Here is a 25,591-nt window from a genome sequence, read left to right as displayed (position 1 = left end):
GGTCAAAAAATCCAAATTGACTATTGCGTCCGTTGATTTTGCGCGGTTCTATCTGACCTCATCGTGCGTGGAACCGCACCGGCGATTGTCGGATGGTTCGACTGCCCGAGAACTGGGAGGAACAACCATGTCCAAAACAACAAAATCCATCGGTGCTGCCGCTTTCGCTTTTTCAGCGCTCATGGCGGGAACGGCCCTGGCCGCACCCGCGATCATCTATGACCTGGGCGGCAAGTTCGACAAATCGTTCAACGAAGCGGCCTATAACGGCGCCGAAGCCTGGGCGGCAGAGACGGGTGAGGATTATCTGGATTTCGAACTCCAGAACGATGCCCAGCGCGAGCAATCCCTGCGCCGGTTTGCACAGCAGGGCGCCCAGCCCATCGTGATGGCTGGTTTCAGCTGGGCCTCTGCGCTTGAGGCTGTTGCGCCGGAGTTCCCGGACACCAATTTTGTGGTGATCGATACCGTTGTCGATCTGCCCAATATTCAGTCGATCATGTTTGACGAACACACCGGGTCGTTCCTCGTCGGCGCTCTCGCGGCGCTCAAGAGCGAAACCGGCACCGTGGCATTTGTGGGCGGTATGGACGTCCCGCTCATTCACCGCTTCTATTGCGGTTATGCGTATGGCGCGCGGCATGTCACCCCAGATATCGGGTTGATCGAAAACTATACCGGCACGACCCCGGCGGCCTGGAATGATCCCGTGACAGCGGGCGAACTGACCCAGGCGGCAATTGATTCGGGCGCCGATGTGATCTTTGCCGCAGCCGGCGGCTCGGGCATGGGTGTGCTTCAGGTTGCGGACGACGCGGGTGTCTATTCGATCGGCGTCGACTCCAACCAGAACTACATGCATCCCGGGTCGGTATTGACTTCGATGGTCAAGCGTGTCGATCGCGCCGTGCACAACGCGTTCATCGAAGCGGAAACGGACGATACTTTCCAGCCTGGCCGTATCGATCTCGGACTGGCCGATGGGGGCGTTGACTTTGCGCTGGATGAGTACAACGCGGATCTGATCACCGACGACATGCAGACCAAGGTCGCCGAATACAAGCAGGGGATCATCGACGGCCAGATCGAAGTGCACGACTACTACACCGACAACGCTTGTCCGCTGTAATAGTCGTTCCATGACTCATATGGGCGATACGAACCCGCAGCGGCCGAATTCGGCCGCTGCCTTGCCCGAGGACCGCAGCGTCTGGGCGATTGAGCTTGAAAAGATCAACAAGCGGTTCGGAGCGGTACACGCCAATAAGGACATCGATCTGCGGGTGCGGCGCGGCACGATCCACGGGATTGTGGGGGAGAACGGTGCCGGCAAGTCCACGCTGATGTCGATCCTGTATGGCTTTTACACTGCCGACAGCGGCACGATCCGCGTCAACGGCGTGGCCCATGCCATCACCGACAGCCGTCATGCCCTGGCGCTGGGCATCGGCATGGTGCATCAGCATTTCATGCTGGTCGATAACATGACCGTGCTCGAAAATGTGGTGCTCGGCGCCGAAGGGAGCCAGCTGCTCAACAAGACATTCGCCCGGGCCCGCTCGCAACTGGTTGAACTCGGTCGCGAATATGGTCTGGACGTCGATCCCGACGCGCTGATCGAAAATATTTCGGTCGGGCAGCAACAGCGGGTGGAAATCCTCAAGGCCCTGTTCCGGGGGGCTGACACCCTGATCCTCGATGAACCGACCGGTGTTTTGACACCGGCCGAAGCCGATCACCTGTTCCGCGTTCTCGAAACCTTGCGGGCCGAGGGTAAGACGGTGATCCTGATTACCCACAAGCTGCGCGAAATCATGGCGATCACCGATTCGGTTTCGGTCATGCGCAATGGGGAGTTGATCGAAACGCTGCAAACCAGCGCGACCTCGCCTGAGCATCTGGCCGAATTGATGGTGGGGCGCAGGGTGTTGCTGCGCGTGGAAAAAGGCCCGGCCAGCCCCGGCGAAATCGTCCTCGATGTGGAAAATCTCTCGGTCGTTGACCGCTTGGGCGTCCAGCGGGTCAAGGATGTCAGCTTTTCGGTCAGGGCCGGCGAAATCGTCGGCATTGCGGGCGTGGCAGGCAACGGGCAATCGGAATTGCTCGAAGCGGTGACCGGCATCGCAGACCCGCGTTCGGGTGTTGTCCGCATCAAGGGCAATGCGCTCGATATCAAGGGCGACGACGGCGCAGCCCGCGCCCGGCGCGCAGGCATGGCGCATGTCCCCGAGGACCGCCATCGGATGGGCCTGGTGATGACATTCGAGGAGTGGGAAAACTCGATCCTTGGATACGAAACCTATTCGGAATACGGCAAGGGCCAGCTTCTGGACATCGCAGCGGCGCGGGCAGAAGCCCAAAAACGTATCGAAATGTTCGATATCAGGCCAAACAACATTCGGCTGAAAACCGCCAATTTTTCCGGCGGTAATCAGCAGAAGATCGTTCTCGCCCGTGAGATGGATCGCCAACTGGATGTCCTGGTGGTCGGGCAGCCGACCCGCGGCGTCGATATCGGCGCAATCGAATTCATCCACAGCCAGATCATTAAGATGCGCGACGCGGGCAAGGCGGTGCTGCTGGTCTCGGTGGAACTCGATGAAATCCGTTCGCTGTCCGATCGCATCCTTGTGATGTTCGATGGCCGGATCGTGGCGGAGGCGGATCCCGAAACCGCGAGTGAAAGCGAATTGGGGATGATGATGGCCGGAGCATACGAAAAGACGGAGACAGCGCGATGAGTGCGCGCCGTCCTTTGCCCCGTTGGGCCGACATCATTGTTCTGCCCGCTGTCAATCTCGCCATGGCGTTCCTGATTTCCGGTCTCGTGGTTCTGATGATCGGCGAAAATCCGTTAAGGGCGGTTCAGATCATCCTTTACGGCGCGTTCGGCTATGGCGATGGCGTCGGCTATACCCTTTATTATGCGACCAATTTCGTCTTTGCCGGCCTGGCGTTTGCCATCGCGGCCCATGCCGGCCTGTTCAATATCGGTGGCAACGGGCAGGCCTATGTCGCGGGTCTCGGGGCGATCGTTGTCGCGCTGGCTCTCGATCAAACCCATTGGCTGATCGCCATGCCCGCCGCCATGGTCGCGGCGGCCATATGTGGAGGCGTTTGGGGGCTGATCCCGGGCTATCTGCAGGCCAAGCGCGGCAGCCATGTTGTGATCACCACCATCATGTTCAACTTCATTGCCGCGGCGCTGATGGTGTACATGGTCAACAGGGTGCTCAAGCCAACAACCACCATGGCGCCGGAATCGGCAACCATCGCCACCATGGGGCGGGTGCCTCAACTGCGCCAGTTCATCCCCTATTTCGGCTATTCCCCGGTCAATCTCACGATTGTCGTCGCCATCGCCTTGCTGGTGCTGACCTATATTTTGATCTGGCACACCAAGCTTGGCTACCAATTGCGCACGCTGGGACAAAACCCGGTGGCATCGCAATATGCCGGTATGTCCAACTCGCGCCTCATCATGATCGCCATGACGCTTTCGGGCGCCTGTGCTGGCATGATCGCCATCAACGAAGTGCTCGGTGTGCAGAACCGTCTGGTGCTCGATTTCGTAGCCGATGCCGGGTTCGTGGGCATCGCTGTGGCGCTGATCGGGCGCAATCATCCCATTGGCATCGGGCTTGCGGCAATTCTGTTTGGCGCGCTCTATCAGGGCGGGCAGGAACTGCAATTTGTGATGCCTTCCGTAACCCGGGAAATGATCGAGGTGATCCAGGCGCTGATCATTCTGTTCACCGGCGCAATGGAAGGACTGTTCCGTCCGGCGCTCGAACGGGGCTTTGCGCTGCTGTCGGTCGAGCAACGGGCCGAGGCCATGGCCCGGTCCACAGTGGATTCGGAGAGCTGACATGGATATCGACCTGATCCTCTCCATGGCCAACGCAACACTGCGGCTCGCCACGCCTCTGCTACTGGCGGCGCTGGCCGGGCTCTATTCCGAGCGGTCCGGCATTTTTGATATCGGGCTCGAAGGCAAGATGCTGGCATCGGCCTTTGCTGCGGCTTCGGTCGCAGCGGTGACCGGCAATGTGTGGCTGGGGCTGCTGGCGGGCATCGCCATTTCCATCCTCACCACCATGTTGCAGGGCTTTGCTGCGATCACCCTCAAGGGCAACCAGATGATTGCCGGCGTTGCGGTGACCATGCTGGCGGCGGGGCTTACCACGTTTCTGGGGCAGACATGGTTCCGCCAGGGTGGGCGCACGCCGCAATTGCGCGGCGACGCGCGCTTCTCCCAGATCCAGTTGCCATTTGCGCGCGAACTGGAGGGGGTTCCGATCGTCGGCCCCATCTATTCGCAGGTGCTCTCGGGACACTATATTCTGGTCTATATCGCCTTCCTAGCTGTGCCGATCACCGCCTTTGTGCTCTATCGGACGCGCTTTGGGCTGCGCCTGCGGGCCGTGGGGGACAATCCCACGGCAGTGGACACGGCAGGCATTTCGGTCACGCTGCAGCGCTATCAGGCCATTTTCATCACCGGTATTCTGGCCGGGCTGTCCGGGGCCTATTTCTCGGTCGCTCAAGGGGCCGGGTTCGGCAACGAGATGACGGCGGGCAAAGGATATGTCGCGCTGGCCGCCCTGATCTTTTCCAAATGGCGGCCGGTTCCGGTGATGTTCACGTGCCTGCTGTTCGGCTTCCTCGATGCGTTGCAAATCCGCATGCAGAACGTGACGCTGCCGCTGATCGGCGATGTGCCGGTGCAGGCGGTACAGGCGCTGCCCTATATTTTGACCGTGGTGCTTCTGGCAGGCTTCATCGGCAAGGCGGTCGGACCAAGGGCGGGTGGTGTGCCTTACGTTAAGGAGCGTTAACCGTGGAGTTCGCCCAAGAGGATCGAGTGCTGTTTGAGGCCGCCGAAGCGGTGCGGGCCAGGGCGCATGCGCCATACTCGGGATTTGCCGTGGGCGCGGCGATCCTCGCCGATGACGGCAAGGTCTATGCCGGTTGCAATGTCGAAAACGCCGCCTATCCTCAGGGCAATTGCGCCGAAGCCTCAGCGATCGCCGCCATGGTGGCTGGCGGGGCGCGACGCATCGAAAAGATTTTGGTGACCGGCCCAGGCTCGGTTCCCGTCACGCCGTGCGGCGGCTGTCGCCAGCGTATCCGTGAATTCGCCAGCGATCCGACTCCCATCATCTGCCTCGGCGTCGAGGGCGACCCGATGTTTACCACGCTGGGCGAACTGCTGCCGCATTCGTTCGGTCCCCAATTTTTGGAGCGCTGAGACACTGGCTCAGGTTCAATACGAGGCTCAGACCATGTCCAAAGCTTTGAACACCATCCGCAACCAGGCCGGCTCCGCGCCCATAGAGGCCACACTCATTCTGGGATCGGGCCTTTCGGCGGTGGCAGATCTGCTTGCCGAGCAAGTGGTCATTCCTTTTGCCGATCTCGAAGGGTTCCCGCAGGGTGGGGTTTCCGGCCATGGCAAAGATCTTGTGATCGGCCAGATGGGTAGCAAACGGATCGCCATTCTCACCGGGCGCCAGCACTATTACGAGCACGGCGATGCGGCCGCGATGCGTCCGGCCCTCGAAACCATGTCCGAGTTGGGGGCAGGTACCCTGATGCTCACCAATTCCGCTGGTTCGCTGGACACCGATGTGCGCCCCGGCAATCTGATGCTGATCTCCGACCATCTCAATTACGCCGGAGCCAATCCGCTGATCGGGGAGCCCACCGATGCGCGCTTCGTCAACATGGTCGATGCCTATGATCCCGAACTGCGCGCCACAACCCATGCGGTGGCGTCCCGCCTCGAAATCGCCCTCAAGGAGGGCGTTTATATGTGGTATTCTGGCCCCAGCTTCGAGACGCCGGCTGAAATCCGCATGGCCCGGACACTGGGGTGTGATGCGGTCGGCATGTCGACAGTGCCTGAAGTGATACTGGGGCGTTTTCTGGGCCTGAGGGTTTGGGCCTGCTCTTCGATCACCAATATGGGGGCAGGAATGGCGCAGGAGACCATTTCGCATACCCAGACCAAGGAGGTGGCGAAATATGGCGCTGAAAAGCTCAAACGGCTGATCCCGGCGCTGATGGAGGAAATATGAACCTCAAAGTTGTCGATACGCCCACCCAGGCTGTGAGCCATAAGCGAAATCCGGGCTATCCGCTCGATCTCGATTGGGTAGGGCGCGTCCGGATGAACCGCTCCGCGCTGGAACGGCGCGCCGGTACGATTGGTGCAAGGCGGTCGGTGAAAAAAGACTATCAGTTGGCGTGGCTCCTCAAGGCCGTGTCGCTGATCGACCTTACGACGCTCAATTCCGACGATACGCCCGGCCGCGTCGAGCGGCTGTGCGCCAAGGCGCGCAATCCCATTCGTGCGGATCTCATCGAGGCGATGGGTGTAAAACATCTCGGCATCACCCCCGCAGCCGTCTGCGTTTATCACAATTTCGTCGCGACGGCGGTTCGGGCGCTGGAGGGGACAAATATCCCCGTCGCTGCTGTATCGACGGCCTTCCCGCACGGGCTGACGCCGTTGAAAATCCGGCTTGCCGAGATTGAAGCTTCGGTCGAGGACGGGGCGAAGGAAATCGACATCGTCATCGAGCGCGGCATGGTGCTGCGGGGCGATTGGCAGGGGCTTTACGATTCTGTCAAAGCCATGCGCGCCGCCTGCGGTGACGCTCATATCAAGACCATCCTCGGCACCGGGGAGCTGGCGACACTTACCAATGTTGCGAAAGCCTCGTTGGTCTGCATGCTGGCGGGCGCTGATTTCATCAAGACGTCGACCGGCAAGGAAAAGACCAACGCCACGCTGGCAACTTCCCTGGCGATGATCCGCATGATCCGCTGGTTTCATGAGGAAACCGGCATCGAGATTGGCTACAAGCCCGCCGGTGGCATCTCCAAGGCCAAGGAAGCGCTGACCTATCTGGCGTTGATGAAAGAGGAACTGGGCACGCAGTGGCTGCAGCCGCACCTGTTCCGCTTTGGCGCGTCTTCGCTGCTGACCGATATCGAGCGCCAGATCGAACACGGCGTCACCGGCCATTACGCCGCCGATTATCGCTTTGCGATGGCCTGAGGGATTTTGATTCATGAGCAAGGTGGCTGAAATCTTCGAAACCCTCGACTACGGACCGGCTCCCGAGGCTGCGGGCCCGGCATTGGACTGGCTGGACGGACACGAACGCAGGTTCGGGCATTTCATTGATGGCGCGTTCACCAAGCCGGGCAAGACCTTTGCCACCCTCAATCCGGCCAGCAGTGAAACGCTTGCCGAGGTGACCGAAGGCACGGCGGACGATGTAGACAGGGCCGTAAAGGCCGCGCGGGCCGCGTTTCCTGCTTGGTCGGCGCTGTCGGGCTATGAGCGCGCCAAATATCTCTACGCCATCGCGCGGCAGATCCAGAAGGAAAGCCGACTGTTTTCGGTGCTCGAAACGCTCGATAATGGCAAGCCGATCCGCGAGACGCGCGATATCGATATCCCGCTGGTGGCGCGGCATTTCTATCACCACGCGGGCTGGGCGCAGCATATCCAAACGAGCTTTCCCGAGCACGTGCCATATGGCGTGTGTGGGCAGATCATCCCGTGGAATTTTCCGCTGCTGATGCTGTCCTGGAAGATCGCGCCGGCGCTGGCTGCGGGCAATACGGTGGTGCTCAAACCCGCCGAGTTCACCTCGCTCACGGCGCTGTTGTTCGCGGAAATCTGCGCGCGGGTGGGACTGCCCAAGGGCGTGGTCAATATCGTGACCGGGGCGGGGGAAACGGGCGAAGCGATCGTCAACCATTCCGATATCGACAAGATCGCATTTACCGGCTCCACCGAAGTCGGAAAAATCATCCGCCGGGCGACGGCGGGAACGGGCAAGGGACTGAGCCTCGAACTGGGTGGAAAATCGCCGTTTATCGTCTTCGAGGACGCTGATCTTGATAGCGCCGTCGAGGGCCTGGTCGATGCCATCTGGTTCAACCAGGGGCAGGTGTGCTGCGCGGGGTCGCGGCTTTTGATCCAGGAATCGGTGGAAGACAAGGTCATCGCCAAGATCAAGGCGCGGATGACGACGCTGCGGGTCGGCGATCCGCTTGATAAATCCATCGACATCGGGGCGCTGGTCGCGCCGGTGCAGGTGGAACGGGTGCTCGATCTCTTGAAGACCGGGCGGATGGAAGGCGGTGATTTCTATTCGCCCGACACCGAAATCCCCGGCGATGGCTGCTATATGCGCCCCACTTTGGTGACAGGTATTTCCCCCGCCCATACGCTGGCGTCGGAAGAAATCTTCGGGCCGGTGCTGGTCGCCATGAGCTTCCGCACGCCTGAGGAGGCGGTGGCGCTGGCCAACAACACCCGTTACGGCCTGGCCGCGTCGGTGTGGACCGAAAACATCAACCTCGCCCTCGATATCGCGCCGAAGATCAAGGCGGGTGTGGTGTGGATCAATTCGACCAACCAGTTCGACGCGGCGGTGGGTTTTGGCGGCTATCGCGAATCCGGGTTCGGGCGCGAGGGGGGACGCGAGGGTATGGCGGCCTATCTCAAGCCTGCCTGGGAGAAAAAGCTTAAAATTGCGCCCGCTTTGAAACTGCCCGCCCCCGCCGAAGGGCACGAGGGCAGCGGCATCGACAGGACGGCCAAACTCTATATTGGCGGCAAGCAAGCGCGGCCCGATTCCGCCTATGCTCGTGCGGTTCTGGATGCGGATGGCCGCCATCTTGGCGAAGTGGGTGAGGGCAATCGCAAGGATATCCGCAACGCCGTCGAGGCGGCGCGCGGCGCTCTGGGCTGGGCGGGCGCAACGGCGCATAACCGCAGCCAAATCCTCTATTACCTCGGCGAGAACCTCGACTATCGCAAGGCCGAGTTTGCCGATCGGTTGCGAGCGATGACCGGGGTTCCGGCCAATGCAGCCAAGCGTGAGGTCGAGCTGTCGATCGAGCGCTTGTTCGCCTTCGGTGGCTGGGCCGATAAATTCGATGGCGCGGTACACAATCCGCCAGTTCGCATGATGGCGGTGGCGATGGTCGAGCCAGTGGGTGTGCTGGGCATCGCGGCCCCAGCGGTAAATCCGCTCCTTGGGTCCATCGCGCTGCTGGCGCCAGCCATCGCCATGGGCAACACGGCGGTGTTGATCCCCTCCGAACCCCATCCGCTGGCGATGACGGATTTCTATCAGATCCTCGAAACCTCGGATGTCCCATCGGGCGTGGTCAATATCGTTACCGGCCCGGCCACGGGGCTCGCCAAAGTGATGGCCGAGCACGATGGCGTGGACGCCATCTGGTTTGCCGGTTCGCGTGAGGACAGCGCGGAAATCGAACGCCTCTCAGCCGGCAATGTCAAACAGAGCTGGACGACACGCGGGCTGGCCTATGACTGGGCCGATCCGGCAATGGAGGGAACCTACCTGCTGGAAAGAGCGACGCAGATCAAGAATGTCTGGGTTCCGTATGGGGCGTGAGCGATGAGCGAGAAGATCGAAGTCGAAAATTTCACCTCGCCAGGCCGGGTTCAGCGTGTCGATAAGGCAAAATACATGGCCGTGCGGGAGGCCGTAATGCGCCATGTTCCGCAAAAGGACCCGGGCGCTACGCCTGCGGAACTGATTGCAGCGATCAGGCCAGACTTGCCGCAAGACCTGTTCCCCGGTGGTGAAAAGGCGGGGTGGTGGTTCAAATGCGTGCAGCTCGATCTCGAAGCCAAGGGCGTTCTAGTGCGAGCGTCAAAGCCGCCAGTGCGGCTCCACAAGGTTTGATGAGCGGCTTCGCATGACACGCCTCCCTCAGGAAATAATCGCCGCCAAACGCGATGGTAACGCACTGGACGCTGCCGACATCGGCAGCTTTGTTGCAGGGCTCACGTCCGGCTCGGTGAATGATGCACAGGCCGCCGCCTTTGCCATGGCTGTCTTTTTCCGCGATATGAGCCTTGATGAGCGGGTTGCCCTGACCCTTGCGATGCGCGATTCCGGGCGGGTCCTCGATTGGTCCGATCTCGATGGCCCGGTGATCGACAAGCACTCCACGGGCGGGGTGGGCGACAACGTTTCGCTGATGCTGGCCCCCATTCTAGCGGCCTGCGGCGCTTATGTTCCGATGATTTCGGGACGCGGGCTCGGCCACACCGGGGGGACGCTCGACAAGTTCGATGCGATTCCCGGTTACATGACCAATCCCGATATCGAGACGCTGCGGCGGGTGGTGCGTGATGTGGGCTGCGCCATCATTGGTCAGACCGATGATCTCGCCCCCGCAGATCGGCGTCTCTATGCGATCCGCGACGTCAGCGCGACGGTGGAGAACATTTCTCTGATCACCGCTTCGATTCTGTCGAAGAAACTCGCAGCCGGGCTCGACGCCCTGATCCTCGACGTCAAGACCGGCTCCGGCGCATTCATGAAGACGCAGGCGGAATCTGCCGGCTTGGCCGAAAGCCTTGTCGCGGTCGGCAATGGTGCCGGGCTGCGCACTGGTGCGCTGATCACCGACATGAACCAGCCGCTCGCCTCGGCAGCCGGCAACTGGCTGGAAGTGAAAAACGCTATCGATTTCCTCACCGGCGCGCATCGTGACCCCCGGCTTGAAGAGGTTACGCTGGCCCTTTGTGCCTATGGGTTGATGCTGGGCGGAATGGCGCTCGATTATGAAGATGGGCTCTTGCGGGCCCGGGTGGCGCTCAACAGTGGCGGTGCGGCGGAGCGGTTCTTTGCAATGGCCAACGCATTGGGATCCTGGCACGACCTTGCCAGCTATGCGCCCGATCCGGTGCCAGTCGTGAGGGACGTCTATCCGGAACAAGCCGGCACGGTGCGGGCGATCGACACAAGAGGCGTGGGGCTTTCTGTGGTGGTTTTGGGAGGAGGGCGCATCGATCCGGGCCAGAAGATTGATTATCAGGTTGGCTTCGATCGGCTCGCGCCCTTGGGGACGAGCGTCGATACCCAGACACCCATTGCCCGTATTCACGCGCGCGACGAAGCCACTGCCGCGGAAGCGGAGGGGCGGCTTCGCAATGCCTACACCATCGGCGAGGCTGTATCCCCCGATCCCGCCATCTATGATTATATTCCGCCCCGAGGAGATCGGTAATGCCCCGCGCCATCCTTTGCGTACTTGATAGCGTCGGCATTGGCGGCGCTCCTGATGCTGCCGATTTCGGCGATGAAGGCGCCGATACGCTCGGCCATATCGCCAAGGCCTGCGCTGCGGGCGGAGGCGACATGGAAGGTGTCCGCTCGGGACCGCTCTACCTGCCCAACCTCGATGGCCTTGGACTGGGCGCAGCCGCAAAGCTGTCCACCGGTACGGTGCCGCCCGGCTTGACCGATACCCCGCTCGGCGGGCGCTGGGGCGTGGGGCGGGAAGTGTCCATCGGCAAGGATACCCCCTCGGGTCATTGGGAGATCGCCGGTGTGCCGGTGCCCTTTGCCTGGGGCTACTTCCCGCAAACCGATCCCGCCTTCCCCAGGGATATGCTCGACAAGATTTATGCGGCCGCCGGGATTGATGGCTCGCTGGCCAACACCCACGCATCGGGCACACAGGTGATCGAGGAGTTCGGCGAACAATCGGTCGCAACGGGCAGGCCGATATTTTACACCTCGGTGGATTCTGTGTTCCAGATCGCCGCTCATGAGACCCATTTCGGCCTGGATCGCCTGTATGAACTTTGCCAGACGGTGTTTGAATTCACAGCGCCAATGAAGATCGGTCGGGTCATCGCCCGCCCGTTTGTCGGCGAGGACGCGGCGAGTTTCCGACGCACCGGCAACCGGCGCGATTTCGCCATCGAGCCGCCGGAAGAAACGCTGCTGGACCGGCTGAACAAGGCCGGTCGGCAGGTGTTTGCAATCGGCAAGGTGTCAGACATTTATGCGGGCCGTGGCGTGACTCATAAGATCAAGGCCTCAGGCAATATGGTGCTGTTCGACCGCACCCTTGAGGCGCTCGACATGACGGCTGATGGCGGGTTGATTTTTACCAATTTTGTCGATTTCGATACCGAGTTCGGCCATCGGCGCGATGTCGCCGGCTATGCCCACGCCCTCGAACAGTTCGACCGGCGGCTGCCTGAACTGATTTCCCGTCTCCGCGATGACGACCTGCTGGTGATCACTGCCGATCACGGCAATGACCCGACCTGGCGCGGCACCGACCACACCCGCGAGCAGGTGCCGATCCTGTTATTCAGCCGGGCATTGTCATCAGGAACCATTGGCTTGCGTCCGGTTCTGTCCGATATTGGCGAAACGATCGCCCATTGGCTCGGGCTTGCGCCCGGCCGGCACGGGACGAGTGCGCTGTAACAACAATAAAGGCCCGGCCCGATGCAAAACCTGACCGTGATCGACCATCCGCTTGTCCAGCACAAGCTCACCATCATGCGCTGCAAGGATACGTCGACAGCCAGCTTCCGCCGCCTGCTTGAGGAGATTGCCCACCTGTTGTGCTATGAGGTGACCCGCGATCTTGAGGTGGACATGATCGAGGTCGACACCCCGATGGGCCCCACCATGGCGCCCAGTCTCAAAGGCAAGAAGCTGGTGTTCGCCTCCATCCTGCGCGCCGGGAACGGCTTGCTTTCGGGTATGCTCGATCTGGTGCCGTCGGCGCGCGTTGCTCACATCGGCCTCTACCGCGACCCGGAAACGCTTCAGCCAGTGGAGTATTACTTCAAGGCACCGACCGATATCGAAGACCGGTTGGTGATCGTTGTCGATCCGATGCTGGCCACCGCCAATTCCGCTGTCGCGGCGATCGAAAAGCTCAAAGAACGGGGCGCCAACAATATCAGGTTCCTGTGCCTCCTGGCCGCGCCGGAAGGTGTCGAGCGCTTTATTGCCGCCCATCCCGATGTGCCGATCTTTACCGCCGCGCTCGACGAACGGATCGATGAACACGGCTATATCGTCCCCGGCCTCGGCGATGCCGGGGACCGCATGTACGGGACGCGGTAGGGCGGCTGAGCAGAAGAATGCCCCAACGAGGGGATCGGCGCTACCGCTGCGCACCCCTCACCCCTGCCCTCTCCCTCAGGGGGAGAGGGAGGCTCTTTGGCAAGCGCTTGAGTTGTTCTCCCCTTCTCCCCTTCTCCCCTTGAGGGAGACTTCGAGCCATCCTCTGGCCAATCGTGCCGGTGGCATGATTGGAGGCGAGAAGGCCATGAGAGCTACGCTCGAATGGCAAGCCGCGAAGCGGTCGGATGAGGGGTGTGCTGAGCTTGGGCAAGCGTTGACGCCTGACGGAATCTCTACCCCTTCAGCGGCAATCCATAGCTGATCAGCTCCGCCCGCAAGGCTTCCGGCGAGGTGAAGTGGACGGTTTCCATGCCCATGGCGCTGGCGGCAACGATATTGGCCTCGTTGTCATCGATGAACACGCAGGCTTCCGGCGCCAGTCCATACCGTTCGCAGAACAGCCGGAAGATGCGCGGGTCGGGCTTCACCAGTTTTTCAAGGCCCGACACCACTACGCCATCGAACTTTTCCAGAAATGTCCATTCATCGAGCATCGAAACCCATTTCTCCCAGGAGAAATTGGTAATGGCAAAGGTCGGGATTTCGGCTTCGACCAACTCGTCATGAATGGCGATGGTGCCCTCAAACACGCCGCCGATCGTCTCGCGCCAGCGGGCATCGAACGCCGAAATTTCCCGCCAATAGCGGGGGAAACGCGTGATCAGCCGGGCCACGCCCTCGGAGTAGATGTCCCCCGCATCAAATTCGAGGTTCCACGCATTGGTGCAGATGTTATCTGCGAACCACCGCGCTTCTTCTTCCGTATCGAACAGTTTGCGAAACAGATACATCGGGTTCCAGTCGACGAAGACGCCGCCCAGATCGAAAACGGGGATGAGGGGTTCTGACACGTGCGGCCTCCGGAAAGACAAGTGAACGGTTGCCCTGTCATGTCAGGTCGCCATCGGCTTGGCAACTGAAGTGGGGCAGGGTGGGATCAGCACCCGAAAGTGCCGGTTATGTCCTGCCGGACAATGTGCAGGCTGCGCTGTTCGAGCGGCATGCTGGCATTGAAGATCGTCCCGAACATCGGCTGATACTCATACCAGGCGGTTGCGAGAACCACATAGTGCCCGGCGGCGAGCGTCAGCATTTCTGGGGGCAGGGCGCCGGAGGCGGGAGCCGCTGCGGTCGCCCAGTTGCAGGTGACGTTTGGGGGGCCGTCGGTGAGGTCGAACACGGTCAGCCGCAATTCGGTGTCGTCCGTCGGAAACGGGCGCATGATGGCGGTGCCTGCATCGACCAGTCCCCTGATATCATTGCCGGAAATATGCTTTTCCTGCGCCACGAGGTCGCTGACTGTCGAGGCAAATAGGCCCAGCTTCCGGTCGATGGCGAGGGCCTGGGTGAGGTCGGTGGCCCCCAGATAGAGGAACAGCAATACTGGTGCGATCAGGGCGAATTCAACCGCCGCCATGCCCTTTTGATGGCTCAGGAACCGCCCAACCCTGCCTGTCCGGGAGCAAAAATGCCTCATGGCTAGAACGGCTCCGTGCGCAGGACATGGGCGGAGGCCAGCAGGCGTTTGCCATCGGCGGTCTGAGCGATGTTGAGGCCAGGAATGTTGAAAAAGGTTGGCCATTTATAATACGCCTCGATCATGACGTACTTGCCGCCTTCGATGTTCTCGCCGCTGCGAAGTCCTCGGTAGTGCTGCGTAAAATTCCACGCCCCGGTGTCATTTTCGAGCGGAAACGTGGTGGTAAAATCGCGGAAGGTTTCGATACCTTGCACGGAAATTCGCAATTGTTCGCAGTCGAAAATTCCATACAGCCGACCGCACAGGGCAGCGCGATAATTGTCTGCGGAAGCGGTTGAAATATAGTCCGGTTGACCGGTGCGGATCAGGCGCGAGGAGTCGATCACCGCGGTGTCGAGCGCGTAACCGGCAAAGAACGCCAGCGCCGTTTCGATGGTCGCGCCGATCATGGCAAAAAACAGCGGCCCGACCACAGCGAATTCCACCGCAGTCACGCCGCGATCGGCGCGCAGGAAGCGCCCGATCAGCCGCACGCGGCGATGACCTGTTTTTCGCTCACCTCTGGCGATCGTCCCCATGCCGTTCGCTCCGGTCCCCAATAATCAATACGGGGGTACTTTACGCAGAATGGCCCTAACTCATCGTTAGGGAAGAGGTGCAAGAGCATGCAAATTAGAGGATGGTAAATCTCTGGTTAACGGCCTGCGCCAACCCAGCAAATGCAAGCCTAGTTGCTTGCGGCACCCTCGACCAGCGTGCTGGACGTGATGACGCCGGAGGTATAGTTCGGATCGTCGCCGAGCATGATGACTGGCTGGCAACTGGGCGCGCAGGCCACCGAGGTGCGCTGGGCCCCCATAAAAACAGTCACCGTATCGGATTTGAGCTGGGCGACCTCAACGACAGTATCGGCAATCGGATCGCCATTGGCATCGAGGATGATCATATTGGTGCGGCCAAAGCTCTTGCCGGTCAGGATCAGGGTCTGCGGGTCCTGAATGGTGACATCGGCGACTGCAGGATTGCCGATGATAACCGTGGCCGCCGGAGCATTGATCCGCAGGACGCGCGCCATGTTGGCATTGACGGTCACCGTGATCGTGTCCTGATCCTGCGCGACGGCGGGCGTGAGGGCGGACCCGCCCCAGCATATGAGCGCAGCGATCACTATCCTGCAAAGACGACCCGGCATGATTGCATTTCCCGCCCGAATGATATGGTTACCCGATCATGGGGCCCAATGGTTACCATTTGGCAAACGGTTCATCGCCCACTCTGTTATAGGGTTCCAAGCTTAGGGTGAAGAGATAGTTGCAATTTTAGAATTCTTGGCAACCATTTGCTAGTCATATTAAGTATTGGCGAGGAACCACGTGTTTTGCGCCTTGCGATTAACTCAATTTCAACTGGGCAGGTCTAGCTTCAATCACATGTTCGATGTGTGACGCGTCGAACAGATGCAGTCACAATGGGACGCACGAACAAGGAGCTAGAAATGAACCTCTTCAAGAAATTTGTTGCCGACGAATCCGGCGCTACTGCAATTGAATATGGCCTGATCGCAGCACTGATGGCTGTGGTGGTTATCGCTGCTATCGCGATGATTGGTGATCCACTGAAGAACACTTTTAGTAATATCGGTACAACGCTCACCACTCAATCAGCCCCGCAAACAGAGTCAATTATTACGCCTTAAATTATTGCAGGTTGATGTTGAAAGGGGGCATCTGCCCCCTTTTTTTATACACGTAGTATTAAAAGTATTGCGATATATACCTTGCGTGCGGACTGCTGCAGCCGAACGTAGAATCCAGCGAACGTGGCGAAAATGCTCCAATTTATGTTGATCATCTTCCCCCTCCTGATGGCCTTTGCGGCCAGTTCTGACCTGCTCACCATGCGCATTTCCAATACGCTGGTGTTGGCCGTTGTCGCTGGGTTCGCCGTTGTCGCCATCATGGTCGGTTTGCCGCTGCCGGTGATCGGGATGCATCTGGCCGCCGGGGCGCTGGTGCTGGCCGTGACTTTCACCATGTTTGCATTGGGCTGGATCGGCGGCGGCGATGCCAAGCTGACTGCTGCCATTGCCCTGTGGATGGGGTTTGAGCTGCTTCTACCCTATCTGCTGTATGCTTCTGTTTTCGGTGGCGTGCTGACGCTGCTGCTTGTGGTCGGTCGCCGCTATGCGCTGCCGGCTCCATTTCTGAAAGCCGGGTGGCTGGTGCGGCTGCATCATCCCAAGACCGGTGTACCCTATGGCATCGCCCTGGCGCTGGCCGCCATGCTCGTCTATCCGCAAACCTTTGCCTATACCGCGCTGGTCACCAACCCTGCGGTGCAGCAGACTCTGCTCGATGGCTTGAGCACGTTCTAGCAGCGGAAATCCGCACCCTCAGTGCTCGTCATGCGATCTTTCCTTAGCGCGTCATTCCGGACCTGATCCGGGATGCAGTACGCGGCGGCGGTGGAGATGGAGCCGCAACTCTGCCGATTACCGGATCCCGGGTCTTCGCCCGGGATGACCGGGGTGGGGAGCGGGAGGTGCCAGGAAAGCCCCCTCGCCCTAAGGGAGAGGGGATGGGGTGCGCGGTCTGTCGGTCATTCTGTAGCCCCAGCGGTTTTTGCTAATGCCGCGCCCCCCCTCATCCGACCTTTCGCTTTCGCGAAAGCCCACCTTCTCCCACCAGGGGAGAAGGGCAGAAGGGGCACGCACAGATTCAGAGTTTGTGAAAATACGCAAACGCCTCCCCCAGAGCCCCCTTCTCCCCTGGTGGGAGAAGGAACGGGGATGAGGGGGCGCAGCCATCGGCTTCATCCAGCGTCTGCGGGCATCCTCTCCAGAATAGAACCCAAATCAACTCAAGCCTCTAAACCATTGGTTAACCTTTTCAAACAAGCAAGGATTAACCAAGTTTTGACGGTTTCTCCGCGATAGTTCACGGACCTTGCCCAAGGTGCGCCCGACGATTGGCGACGCTGGAGCAGGAGTCCGGGGGCTCGGATATCGCTGGATGACCCAGCCCCTGTTTTGGTGCCAGGCGCTTTGGCGCGGCCAATGGGGGTTTTGGGTTCAGATGAAACCGGCGCGTATTCTGCTTATTGTTGTCGCTCTCGTGGCAGGCGGCCTAGCTGCGTTTCTGGCCACGCGCGGCGGCGGTCCGGCCAGCCCGTCCGAGATCGCCGAAGCCGCACCGGTGCAGATGGAGGCGCGGGCGCGTGTTCTCGTTGCCAACCGGGCCATCGGGCTCGGCCAGCGGCTGACGTCGGACGATGTGAGTTGGCAGGACTGGCCCGAAGGCGCTCTGCGCGCCGAATTCATCACGGCCACAACTGTGCCCGATGCGCCCCAGCAGGTGGCGGGCGCGGTGGCGCGGTTCGAGTTTTTCCCCGGCGAGCCCATCCGCGAGGCCAAGCTGGTCAATTCCAACCAGGGCTATCTTTCCGCCATTATCAGCCAGGGCATGCGCGCAGTATCGATTTCCGTCAATCCAGACTCGGCGTCCGGTGGCTATATCGTGCCCAATGACAGAGTGGATGTGGTGCTGACCCGCTCTGGCGGGCAGCATTCGGAAACCCTGCTGGCCAATGTGCGCGTTCTCGCCATCGGAACCCGACTTGGCGAAGTGGGGACCACCGGCGGTGGAGCCGACCCCAACAATCCTTCGTCGCAGGTGTTTGAATCGGCGGAAGTGGCAACCCTTGAGGTGAGCCCTGCCCAGGCCGAAACCCTGCTGCAGGCCGGCTCGGTCGGGCGATTGGCGCTGGTGCTCCGCTCCGTCATCGATTTCGCGCAAACAGTCGATCCGTCCCATGGCGCGAGCCAGACCGTCACTCTGATCCGTCATGGGCATTCCGAAGCGGTGACCGCAAGCGCGCCCCGGAGCACGCCGCTGCCGGGCACCGCAATCTCCGCTCTGGAAAATCCTGCCGCACCGCTGGCGCAGGCCCTGCCGTCATCGCCCGTTATCGAGGTCAGATAGATGTCCGCTGCTCCACACCGCTGCCCGACCCATCGTCCAGCCCGCCGCACCGCCCTGCTTCGCGCCTCGTTTATCGGCATTCTCGCGCTTGTAGCTTTTGGCGCTGTGCCAGCGTTCGCAGCGACGTCGCCGCATCTGCGCATCGCTCATGGCGAGTTGGGCCGCACCCAATATGTCGAAATCGGCGTCAACAAGTCGATCATCATCGACCTGCCCGTCGATGCCGGTGAGGTGATCGTCTCCCAGCCGGGGGTCGCCAACGCCATCATGCGCACCAAGACCCGCGCCGTGATCCAGGGCATGGCGGCCGGTGAGACCAACATTTTTTTCCTCGACCCCTCCGGGGCGGGTATCGCGATCATCGAAATCTCGGTCGCCCAGGATTCGTCCGGGCTTGCCGCGACCATCAACCGGTTGCTGCCCGGATCGCGCGTGCAGGTGCAATCCTTTGCCAATTCGGTGATCCTGTCAGGCGATGTCCAGTCCGGCGATGACATGGAAAAGGCCGTGGCCATCGCGGCGCAATATGTGGGCGGCGAGCAGAACGTTACCTCGGTGATCAACGTCGCCGGGGGCCAGCAGGTGGCCCTCAAGGTCGTCGTTGCCGAGGTCAAGCGCGATGCGGCCCGGGCGCTGGGGATCAATCTTTCCGGCTCGCTGTCGGTGGGCGCGCTCAATCTGGGGCTCAATTCCACGCCACCGGTCGGCAATACGGCGGGCGGCTATTCTGGCAATTTCAGTCAGGGTAATTTCTCGATCAACGCCTCGCTGCAGGCGCTTCAGAGCCAGAACGCGCTGCGGCTGCTCGCCGAACCCGTGCTGACGGCCATGTCGGGGCAGCAGGCCAATTTCCACGTTGGCGGCGAACTGCCGATCCGGGTCACGCGCGATGGCGACACGAGCTATGATTACAAGGAATACGGCATCAAGCTCAATTTCACACCCACCGTGCGCTCGAACGGGCTGATCTCGGTGGAGATCGATACCGAGGTCTCCGAGATTTCCGATACGATTTCGGGCGCGCTCAACACGCGCAAGGCATCGACGTCGGTGGAGTTGCCCGCCTACCAGACGCTGGCCATTGCCGGGCTTCTGGAGGAACGCACGCGCCGCCAGATCAACGAACTGCCCGGATTGGGCAACATCCCAATCCTGGGGGCGCTGTTCCGCTCCTATGAATACAGCACGGCCCAGACCGAACTGGTGATCCTCGTGACCCCGATGATCGCCCAGCCGAGCGCGGCGCCGGTCGCCACGCCCATCGATTTTTATCAGCCGTCTTCGGACGCCGAGGCGATGTTTCTGGGACGCATGGAAAGCCTCTATGGGGTCGGGGCAGGCGGACACGGGGCGCAGATCCGTGGGTCGGTTGGCTTTGTACTCGATTGATGCCGCCTGCCGGTTGGGCCGGGGCAAGGACATGGGTTTGGTTCGGGACGGTAAGCGATGAATTTTTTCGAAAATGACGATAACGCCATTGCGCCCGAAGCCCCCGGCGAGACCGTGTCGGGCGCGCGCCTGATCCCGCGCATCACCATTCAGGCGTTCTGCGAGCACTCGCAGACGGCGCAGATCATCGAGGACACCACCCACGACCGGCGCATGTCGAAAGTGGCACTCACCACGCATAATGGCGGGCTCGATGGCGCGGTCGAAACCTATCGCACCAATCCCACGCCCAACCTGATCATCGTCGAAACGACGCTGCCTGCCGACCGCATCGAAGCGGAACTAGCCCGGCTGGCCGAGGTTTGCGACGCCTCGACCCGGGTTGTGGTCATCGGGCATGTCAATGACGTGATGCTCTATCGCAGCCTGATCCGCGCCGGCGTTTCCGAATATCTGGTGATGCCGGCCGGCAGCGCGACGATCATCAATGCGATTTCCGATCTGTTCGTGTCCGAAGGGTCGGCGCCCATCGGGCGGTCGATCGGGTTCATCGCCGCCAAGGGCGGGGCGGGGGCCTCGACCATTTCCCATAATGTCGCCTGGGCCATCGCACGGACGATCCGACAGGACGTGCTGGTGGTCGATCTCGACCTGCCCTTTGGCACCGCCGGGCTCGATTTCAATCAGGATCCGCCGCAGGGCGTCGCCGATGCGGTGTTTGCCAAGGACAAGATGGACGCGGTGATGCTCGACCGGCTGATGAGCAAGGCGGCCAATCATGTCAGCCTGCTGGCGGCACCGGCGACGCTGGACCGCACCTATGACATGGCAGAGCGCAGTTTTGAGCAGATCATCGAGCTGAGCCAGCAGCATGTGCCGGTGGTCATTCTTGATATTCCGCATCTGTGGACCGCCTGGGTGCGCCACACGCTCGCTGCCTTGGATGAGGTGGTGATCGTCGCCGAGCCCGATCTCGCCAATCTGCGCAACGCCAAATCTCTCGCCGATGCGATCAAGGCGATGCGCCCCTCCGAGAGCGAGCCGATCGTCGTCGTCAACAAGACCGGGATCGCCAAGCGCCCTGAAATCTCGCCCACCGAGTTTGCCACGTCGATCGAATGTCGGCTTGTCGCGCAGATCGGGTTCGATCCGGCTCTGTTCGGCACCGCTGCCAACAATGGTCAGATGATTGCCGAGGTGTCGGCCAGTCATAAGGTCAATGAGGCGTTCCGCACGATCGGCCTGGACGTCACCGGGCGCGCTGCTGTCGAGGCGGCTGGGCGGAGCACCAGTCTGCGGCTCCCGGACCTGTTCCGTCTTCGCAAGCGGGCATAGGCAGGAAAAGGCAAGCGGGCGCAGGCCCGAAAAAGGCAAGCGGGCGCAAGCTCGAAAAAGGATTGAACGATGTTCGGTAAGCGTACGAGTTTCGGCGGCAATACCCAATCGGCTCCCTTGACGCCGACACCGCCATCCGTGCCCGAGGCCGAGCGGACCCAGCCCGCGCCGACCTTCGAGACCTCTCCCAAAACGAACACTGAGGACGCCGCCGACACGGCAGAGCTGGCCGGGCGGGACCAGAATTATTTCCAGACAAAATCGTCGATCTTTTCAGCGCTGATCGACTCGATCGACCTTTCGCAGCTCGCTGCCATGGATCAGGATTCGGCGCGTGAGGAAATCCGCGACATCGTCGCTGAAATCATTGCGCTCAAGAATTTCGTCATGTCGATTTCCGAACAGGAAGACCTGCTCGACGACATCTGTAACGACGTGCTCGGCTATGGGCCGCTGGAGCCGCTTCTGGCCCGCGATGACATTGCCGATATCATGATCAACGGCTCCCAGCGCTGCTATATCGAGGTGGGGGGCCGCGTCAAACTCACCAATGTGCGCTTTCGCGACGATGCGCATCTGATGAATGTGTGCCAGCGTATTGTCAGCCAGGTCGGACGCCGGGTGGATGAAAGCTCCCCCATCTGCGACGCCCGCCTGCCCGATGGCTCCCGCGTCAACGTCATTGCGCCCCCGCTCTCCATCGACGGCCCAGCGCTGACCATCCGCAAGTTCAAAAAGGACAAGCTCACTCTGCCGCAACTGGTGCGGTTTGGGTCGATTTCGTCGGAAGGCGCCGAGGTGCTGCGCATTCTGGGCCGGGTGCGGGCCAACGTGCTGATTTCCGGCGGTACAGGTTCGGGCAAGACGACGCTGCTCAATTGCCTCACGGCCTTTATCGATCGCGATGAGCGCGTGATTACCTGCGAGGACTCGGCAGAACTCCAGCTCCAGCAACCGCACGTGGTGCGGCTGGAAACCCGCCCGCCCAACCTTGAGGGTGAGGGCGAAATCACCATGCGCGAACTGGTGCGCAACTGCCTGCGCATGCGGCCTGAACGCATTATCGTCGGTGAAGTGCGCGGCCCCGAAGCGTTCGACCTGCTGCAGGCTATGAACACCGGTCATGACGGGTCGATGGGGACCCTGCACGCCAACTCGCCGCGCGAGGCGCTGTCGCGGCTGGAATCCATGATCACCATGGGCGGCTTTGCCCTGCCTTCGCGGACCATTCGCGAGATGATCGTCTCGTCCATCGACGTCATCGTCCAGGCGGCGCGGCTGCGCGACGGCTCGCGCCGGATCACGCACATCACCGAAGTGCTCGGCATGGAGGGCGACGTTATCGTCACTCAGGATGTGTTTCTCTACGACATCATGGGCGAGGACGCGAACGGCGACTTGTTGGGCCGCCATCGCTCCACCGGTATCACCAAGCCCAATTTCACGGAAAAAGCGCGCTATTACAACGAGGAGATGGCCCTGGTCGAAGCGCTGGAGCGCTCCAATGTCGAACATCACGACATGATGCGCTGACCATGAGCCCGATCCTTCTTGCAATTCTGGTCATGGTATGCGTGGGCGCGCTGGGGTTTGCGTTCATTCCGTCGCTGGCCGGATCGAGCCGGGCCAGCAAGCGCATGAAGGCGCTGCGGGCCGATGTGCAGGTGCGCCGCCAGACGGTGAGCGCCGACCAGATCCGCGAAACACGCCGCCGCACCGTTCAGGATGCCCTCAAGCAGCAGTCGGACGCCCTCAACGCCCGCCGCGCCAAGAAGACCCTCAAGCACCGGATCTTTCAGGCGGGTATCAAGACCACCCCCAAGGTCTGGATCCGCAATTGCATCATACTCGGCGTTGCGATGCTGGTGGTCCTGGTCGTCGTTCAGGTGCCCTTGCTGTTTGCTGCGGTTCTGGCGCTGGGCTGCGCTTACGTCTTGCCCAACATGTATCTGGGCTGGCAGCGCAAGAAGTATCAGAACGCCTATCTCGACGAACTGCCCAACGCGGTCGAGGCGATCGTGCGCGGGGTGAGGGCCGGCATGCCGCTCAACGATTCCATCCGGCTGGTCGCCCGCGAGGTCAAGGAACCGGTGCGCTCGGAATTCATGCGGGTGCTTGATCAGCAATCGATCGGCAAAAGCATGGCGGAGGCGGTCGAAGTGCTGTTCGAGCGCGTGCCGCTGCCGGAGGTCAATTTCTTTATCGTGGTCATCACCGTGCAGCAGCAATCGGGCGGCAACCTGTCCGAGGCGCTGTCGAATCTGGCGACCGTGCTGCGCAACCGCAAGAAGATGAAGGCCAAGGTCAAGGCGATGAGTTCGGAGGCAAAGGCCTCGGCCCTGATCATCGGCGCGCTGCCGGTATTCGTTATCGTCGCGGTCTCCGTGATCAGCCCCACCTATCTCTCACCGCTGTTCACCACCAGCGGGGGGCTGATCTGCCTGGGGATTGCGGTGACCATGATGGCGGCGGGGGCTTTCGTCATGAACCGTATGATTCAGTTCGACTATTAGGAGACGCGCGTGACACTGGTCGACAGGATCGCAAGTCCCGATTTCATGATCGCGCTGTTTGCTGCCATCTCGGCGGCGGCAATCGTCTTCACCCTGGGCACCCATATTTTCGAGCGGATCGAGCGCAAGGACCGCATGAAAAAGGTCGCCATCGAGCGCGAGCAGATGCGCGCCCGCGAGATGGCCCGCCTGCGCAGCCAGGCCCAGGGGCGGGACAATCCGCGAGGCAATATAAGGGGAACGGATGCGCGCTCCTACATGAAATCGACGGTGCAGCGGTTCTCGCTGCAAAAGGCTTTTATGGACGACAATACCGTCGAGCGGCTGGCACAGGGGGGCTTGCGCGGGCAGGGGGAGTTGACCAAGCACCTGTTCGTGCGCTTCGTCACGCCCTTCCTGCTGTTCGGGCTCGGGGTGCTGTATCTGGTGGTGCTCGCGCCCGGCGGCAGACCGCTGTTCCTCAATCTGGTCTATGCCATCGGGGTGGGGCTGTTGGGGGCCTATCTGCCGGTGCTGCTGTTGCGCAACCGCATCCAGAAGCGCCAGCAATCGCTGCGCCGCGCCTGGCCCGATGCCCTCGATCTGGTGTTACTGTGCGTTGAATCGGGTATGTCGATCGAACACGCCATCAAGCGGGTTGCCAAGGATATCGGCCTGCAAAGCGTTGAGCTTGCTGAAGAATTGACGCTGACCACGGCGGAGCTGTCATTCCTTGAAGACCGCACCCGCGCTTACGACAATCTCGCGCGCCGTACCGGGCTCGACGGTGTGCGCTCGGTGATGACGGCGCTGATCCAGGCCGAGCGCTACGGCACTTCGGTGGGGCAGGCCCTGCGGGTGATGGCCGAAGAGGGGCGCGAGGCGCGGATGATGGAGGCGGAGAAAAAGGCCGCGGCCCTACCGCCGAAAATGACCGTGCCGCTGATCGTTTTCTTCTTGCCGGTGCTGTTTATCGTGATCATGGCCCCGGCCATCATCACCGCGATGTCGCTGTAAAACCTCAGGCAGAGGTGTCGTTGCGGATGGCCTGCCAGCGGTCCTGCTGGGTCAAAAGTGCTCGTATATACGCCATGTTAGCCTCAACTTCCTCTCCGGGAAGCTCGGCGGAATAAAGCGCGCGCGCCTCGTCGAACCGGCCTTGCAGGCCGAGGACGAGGGCGAGGTTCTGGCGGATCTTGGAGGACGCGCCGGGGAGGGCAACGGCCTGGCGCAAATGGGCTTCGGCCTCGCGCAATTCGCCGGTCATGGAATAGGAAAGTCCCAGATTGGCGTGGAGCCGCGCCTGATGCGGGGCGAGCAGCAGGGCCTGGGTGTAGCTCTGCCGCGCTTCGGCATGGCGGCCCATCTGGTCGAGGATCGCGCCGCGTGTCGCCAGCGAATCCCAGTCCGGCGTGACCGGATTTGTGGCGTTTTCGACCACCCGCAACGCCTGTTCGAACCGCCCCGCCGCAGACAACGCCTTGGCATAGGCAAGCCCCGCCGACGGGTCAGCCGGATGCGAGCCGATCACGTTTTCCATAACGGTTACAGAGGGTTCGACCTGGCCGGCTGCTCGCAGCGCCGCCGCATAATGGATGCCCAGATCGCGATTACGCGGGTCCTGGGCATAGCGGTGGGAGAGGTCGGCGACGCTTTGCTGAATCTGCGGTCCCGAGAGGTTGGAATAGTCGGCATGAAGGGCCGTCGTGCGGTTGGTCGCGCAGCCCGACAGCGCGATGGCCGCGACCCCGACCAGCAAAAACGATGCGACTGTCCTGCCCATCACAATGACCCGATTTCTGAGATGGCGATGTTGGGAAAGAAGTAATTCATTAACCCTAACGTCGGGTTAAGAGCGGGTTCGGGAAGCCCCTGAAACGGGCGATTTCCTTGCAAACATTGGGTGTAAAA

General features: G+C 61.2%; 25 protein-coding genes. 20 read left to right on the top strand and 5 right to left on the bottom strand.

The genetic code is table 11. From position 1 onward, the window contains the following. Window positions 1-127: 127 nt before the first annotated feature. The 12 genes from VNS12_RS12080 to upp are packed head-to-tail and all read left to right on the top strand — an operon-like array spanning window position 128 to window position 12,944. Window positions 128-1,129, top strand: coding sequence for a BMP family lipoprotein (locus tag VNS12_RS12080; RefSeq protein ID WP_325488094.1), 1,002 nt, complete (start codon window positions 128-130; stop codon window positions 1,127-1,129). A 19-nt stretch (window positions 1,130-1,148) separates the two neighbouring features. After that, window positions 1,149-2,741, top strand: a complete 1,593-nt coding sequence (locus VNS12_RS12075; protein ID WP_325488093.1) for an ABC transporter ATP-binding protein — start codon at window positions 1,149-1,151, stop codon at window positions 2,739-2,741. After that, window positions 2,738-3,868 (top strand): ABC transporter permease, encoded by a 1,131-nt coding sequence (locus VNS12_RS12070; protein WP_325488092.1) that lies wholly within the window; start codon window positions 2,738-2,740, stop codon window positions 3,866-3,868. The genes VNS12_RS12075 and VNS12_RS12070 overlap by 4 nt, the downstream gene beginning before the upstream one ends. A gap of 1 nt (window position 3,869) precedes the next feature. After that, window positions 3,870-4,838: an ABC transporter permease gene (locus VNS12_RS12065; protein WP_325488091.1), complete on the top strand. Its 969-nt coding sequence runs from the start codon at window positions 3,870-3,872 to the stop codon at window positions 4,836-4,838. Window positions 4,839-4,840: 2 nt separating this feature from the next. Then, a complete protein-coding gene (locus VNS12_RS12060; RefSeq protein ID WP_325488090.1) occupies window positions 4,841-5,251 on the top strand; it encodes a cytidine deaminase in 411 nt (136 codons plus the stop codon). Between the two features lie 34 nt (window positions 5,252-5,285). Beyond that, complete coding sequence (locus tag VNS12_RS12055; RefSeq protein WP_325488089.1) at window positions 5,286-6,080, top strand: purine-nucleoside phosphorylase; 795 nt, start codon at window positions 5,286-5,288, stop codon at window positions 6,078-6,080. After that, a complete protein-coding gene (gene deoC / locus VNS12_RS12050) occupies window positions 6,077-7,066 on the top strand; it encodes a deoxyribose-phosphate aldolase (protein ID WP_325488088.1) in 990 nt (329 codons plus the stop codon). The genes VNS12_RS12055 and deoC overlap by 4 nt, the downstream gene beginning before the upstream one ends. A gap of 13 nt (window positions 7,067-7,079) precedes the next feature. After that, entirely contained in the window at window positions 7,080-9,449 is a 2,370-nt protein-coding gene (locus VNS12_RS12045; RefSeq protein ID WP_325488087.1) for an aldehyde dehydrogenase family protein, read from the top strand. A 3-nt stretch (window positions 9,450-9,452) separates the two neighbouring features. Beyond that, window positions 9,453-9,743, top strand: a complete 291-nt coding sequence (locus tag VNS12_RS12040; RefSeq protein WP_325488086.1) for a DUF6958 family protein — start codon at window positions 9,453-9,455, stop codon at window positions 9,741-9,743. Window positions 9,744-9,756: 13 nt separating this feature from the next. Next, complete coding sequence (deoA, locus tag VNS12_RS12035) at window positions 9,757-11,076, top strand: thymidine phosphorylase (protein ID WP_325488085.1); 1,320 nt, start codon at window positions 9,757-9,759, stop codon at window positions 11,074-11,076. Then, a complete protein-coding gene (locus VNS12_RS12030; protein WP_325488084.1) occupies window positions 11,076-12,293 on the top strand; it encodes a phosphopentomutase in 1,218 nt (405 codons plus the stop codon). Before deoA ends, VNS12_RS12030 begins: the two co-directional genes overlap by 1 nt. 21 nt (window positions 12,294-12,314) lie before the next feature. After that, window positions 12,315-12,944 (top strand): uracil phosphoribosyltransferase, encoded by a 630-nt coding sequence (gene upp, locus VNS12_RS12025; protein ID WP_325488083.1) that lies wholly within the window; start codon window positions 12,315-12,317, stop codon window positions 12,942-12,944. 293 nt (window positions 12,945-13,237) lie between these two features. Here upp and VNS12_RS12020 read toward each other — a convergent pair whose 3' ends face one another. From VNS12_RS12020 to VNS12_RS12005, 4 genes are all read right to left on the bottom strand, one after another. Beyond that, window positions 13,238-13,855, bottom strand: a complete 618-nt coding sequence (locus VNS12_RS12020; protein ID WP_325488082.1) for an HAD family hydrolase — start codon at window positions 13,853-13,855, stop codon at window positions 13,238-13,240. Between the two features lie 86 nt (window positions 13,856-13,941). Then, a complete protein-coding gene (locus VNS12_RS12015; protein WP_325488081.1) occupies window positions 13,942-14,421 on the bottom strand; it encodes a TadE/TadG family type IV pilus assembly protein in 480 nt (159 codons plus the stop codon). Between the two features lie 62 nt (window positions 14,422-14,483). Next, entirely contained in the window at window positions 14,484-15,062 is a 579-nt protein-coding gene (locus tag VNS12_RS12010) for a TadE/TadG family type IV pilus assembly protein (protein ID WP_325488080.1), read from the bottom strand. Between the two features lie 149 nt (window positions 15,063-15,211). Beyond that, entirely contained in the window at window positions 15,212-15,676 is a 465-nt protein-coding gene (locus tag VNS12_RS12005; protein WP_325488079.1) for a pilus assembly protein N-terminal domain-containing protein, read from the bottom strand. 303 nt (window positions 15,677-15,979) lie between these two features. On the opposite strand from VNS12_RS12005, the gene VNS12_RS12000 reads away from it, so the two are divergent. The 8 genes from VNS12_RS12000 (at window position 15,980) to VNS12_RS11965 (ending at window position 24,697) form a co-directional block, all read left to right on the top strand. Beyond that, entirely contained in the window at window positions 15,980-16,180 is a 201-nt protein-coding gene (locus VNS12_RS12000) for a Flp family type IVb pilin (RefSeq protein WP_325488078.1), read from the top strand. Between the two features lie 132 nt (window positions 16,181-16,312). Further along, window positions 16,313-16,858 (top strand): A24 family peptidase, encoded by a 546-nt coding sequence (locus tag VNS12_RS11995; protein ID WP_325488077.1) that lies wholly within the window; start codon window positions 16,313-16,315, stop codon window positions 16,856-16,858. 700 nt (window positions 16,859-17,558) lie between these two features. Continuing rightward, complete coding sequence (gene cpaB / locus VNS12_RS11990) at window positions 17,559-18,464, top strand: Flp pilus assembly protein CpaB (RefSeq protein WP_325488076.1); 906 nt, start codon at window positions 17,559-17,561, stop codon at window positions 18,462-18,464. Next, the gene (locus tag VNS12_RS11985; protein ID WP_325488075.1) at window positions 18,465-19,853 is read left to right on the top strand and encodes a type II and III secretion system protein family protein; all 1,389 of its coding nucleotides are present in this window, start codon (window positions 18,465-18,467) and stop codon (window positions 19,851-19,853) included. It abuts the gene before it with no gap. A gap of 57 nt (window positions 19,854-19,910) precedes the next feature. Beyond that, window positions 19,911-21,188: a CpaE/TadZ family protein gene (locus VNS12_RS11980; protein ID WP_325488074.1), complete on the top strand. Its 1,278-nt coding sequence runs from the start codon at window positions 19,911-19,913 to the stop codon at window positions 21,186-21,188. A gap of 69 nt (window positions 21,189-21,257) precedes the next feature. Continuing rightward, window positions 21,258-22,721, top strand: a complete 1,464-nt coding sequence (locus VNS12_RS11975) for a TadA family conjugal transfer-associated ATPase (RefSeq protein WP_325488073.1) — start codon at window positions 21,258-21,260, stop codon at window positions 22,719-22,721. A gap of 2 nt (window positions 22,722-22,723) precedes the next feature. Next, window positions 22,724-23,701: a type II secretion system F family protein gene (locus VNS12_RS11970; protein ID WP_325488072.1), complete on the top strand. Its 978-nt coding sequence runs from the start codon at window positions 22,724-22,726 to the stop codon at window positions 23,699-23,701. Between the two features lie 9 nt (window positions 23,702-23,710). After that, window positions 23,711-24,697 carry a type II secretion system F family protein gene (locus tag VNS12_RS11965; protein WP_325488071.1) on the top strand — a complete coding sequence of 329 codons (987 nt, stop codon included), beginning with the start codon at window positions 23,711-23,713 and terminating at the stop codon, window positions 24,695-24,697. Window positions 24,698-24,701: 4 nt separating this feature from the next. Here VNS12_RS11965 and VNS12_RS11960 read toward each other — a convergent pair whose 3' ends face one another. Then, a complete protein-coding gene (locus tag VNS12_RS11960; protein ID WP_325488070.1) occupies window positions 24,702-25,463 on the bottom strand; it encodes a tetratricopeptide repeat protein in 762 nt (253 codons plus the stop codon). Between the last annotated feature and the right edge of the window lie 128 nt (window positions 25,464-25,591).

This window comes from Pelagibacterium sp. (assembly GCF_035555455.1).
In the GTDB taxonomy this organism is placed as follows: Bacteria; Pseudomonadota; Alphaproteobacteria; order Rhizobiales; family Devosiaceae; genus Pelagibacterium.
This window is presented reverse-complemented; position numbering and strand designations above follow the sequence as displayed.

What these genes read in the sequence shown, in the direction of transcription:
- VNS12_RS12080 (WP_325488094.1), top strand. Translation starts at nt 128, where the DNA reads ATGTCCAAAACAACAAAATCCATCGGTGCTGCCGCTTTCGCTTTTTCA.
- VNS12_RS12075 (WP_325488093.1), top strand. Translation starts at nt 1,149, where the DNA reads ATGGGCGATACGAACCCGCAGCGGCCGAATTCGGCCGCTGCCTTGCCC.
- VNS12_RS12070 (WP_325488092.1), top strand. Translation starts at nt 2,738, where the DNA reads ATGAGTGCGCGCCGTCCTTTGCCCCGTTGGGCCGACATCATTGTTCTG.
- VNS12_RS12065 (WP_325488091.1), top strand. Translation starts at nt 3,870, where the DNA reads ATGGATATCGACCTGATCCTCTCCATGGCCAACGCAACACTGCGGCTC.
- VNS12_RS12055 (WP_325488089.1), top strand. Translation starts at nt 5,286, where the DNA reads ATGTCCAAAGCTTTGAACACCATCCGCAACCAGGCCGGCTCCGCGCCC.
- deoC (WP_325488088.1), top strand. Translation starts at nt 6,077, where the DNA reads ATGAACCTCAAAGTTGTCGATACGCCCACCCAGGCTGTGAGCCATAAG.
- VNS12_RS12045 (WP_325488087.1), top strand. Translation starts at nt 7,080, where the DNA reads ATGAGCAAGGTGGCTGAAATCTTCGAAACCCTCGACTACGGACCGGCT.
- VNS12_RS12040 (WP_325488086.1), top strand. Translation starts at nt 9,453, where the DNA reads ATGAGCGAGAAGATCGAAGTCGAAAATTTCACCTCGCCAGGCCGGGTT.
- deoA (WP_325488085.1), top strand. Translation starts at nt 9,757, where the DNA reads ATGACACGCCTCCCTCAGGAAATAATCGCCGCCAAACGCGATGGTAAC.
- VNS12_RS12030 (WP_325488084.1), top strand. Translation starts at nt 11,076, where the DNA reads ATGCCCCGCGCCATCCTTTGCGTACTTGATAGCGTCGGCATTGGCGGC.
- upp (WP_325488083.1), top strand. Translation starts at nt 12,315, where the DNA reads ATGCAAAACCTGACCGTGATCGACCATCCGCTTGTCCAGCACAAGCTC.
- VNS12_RS12015 (WP_325488081.1), bottom strand. Translation starts at nt 14,421, where the DNA reads ATGGCGGCGGTTGAATTCGCCCTGATCGCACCAGTATTGCTGTTCCTC.
- VNS12_RS12010 (WP_325488080.1), bottom strand. Translation starts at nt 15,062, where the DNA reads ATGGGGACGATCGCCAGAGGTGAGCGAAAAACAGGTCATCGCCGCGTG.
- VNS12_RS12005 (WP_325488079.1), bottom strand. Translation starts at nt 15,676, where the DNA reads ATGCCGGGTCGTCTTTGCAGGATAGTGATCGCTGCGCTCATATGCTGG.
- VNS12_RS12000 (WP_325488078.1), top strand. Translation starts at nt 15,980, where the DNA reads ATGAACCTCTTCAAGAAATTTGTTGCCGACGAATCCGGCGCTACTGCA.
- VNS12_RS11995 (WP_325488077.1), top strand. Translation starts at nt 16,313, where the DNA reads ATGCTCCAATTTATGTTGATCATCTTCCCCCTCCTGATGGCCTTTGCG.
- cpaB (WP_325488076.1), top strand. Translation starts at nt 17,559, where the DNA reads ATGAAACCGGCGCGTATTCTGCTTATTGTTGTCGCTCTCGTGGCAGGC.
- VNS12_RS11985 (WP_325488075.1), top strand. Translation starts at nt 18,465, where the DNA reads ATGTCCGCTGCTCCACACCGCTGCCCGACCCATCGTCCAGCCCGCCGC.
- VNS12_RS11980 (WP_325488074.1), top strand. Translation starts at nt 19,911, where the DNA reads ATGAATTTTTTCGAAAATGACGATAACGCCATTGCGCCCGAAGCCCCC.
- VNS12_RS11975 (WP_325488073.1), top strand. Translation starts at nt 21,258, where the DNA reads ATGTTCGGTAAGCGTACGAGTTTCGGCGGCAATACCCAATCGGCTCCC.
- VNS12_RS11970 (WP_325488072.1), top strand. Translation starts at nt 22,724, where the DNA reads ATGAGCCCGATCCTTCTTGCAATTCTGGTCATGGTATGCGTGGGCGCG.
- VNS12_RS11960 (WP_325488070.1), bottom strand. Translation starts at nt 25,463, where the DNA reads ATGGGCAGGACAGTCGCATCGTTTTTGCTGGTCGGGGTCGCGGCCATC.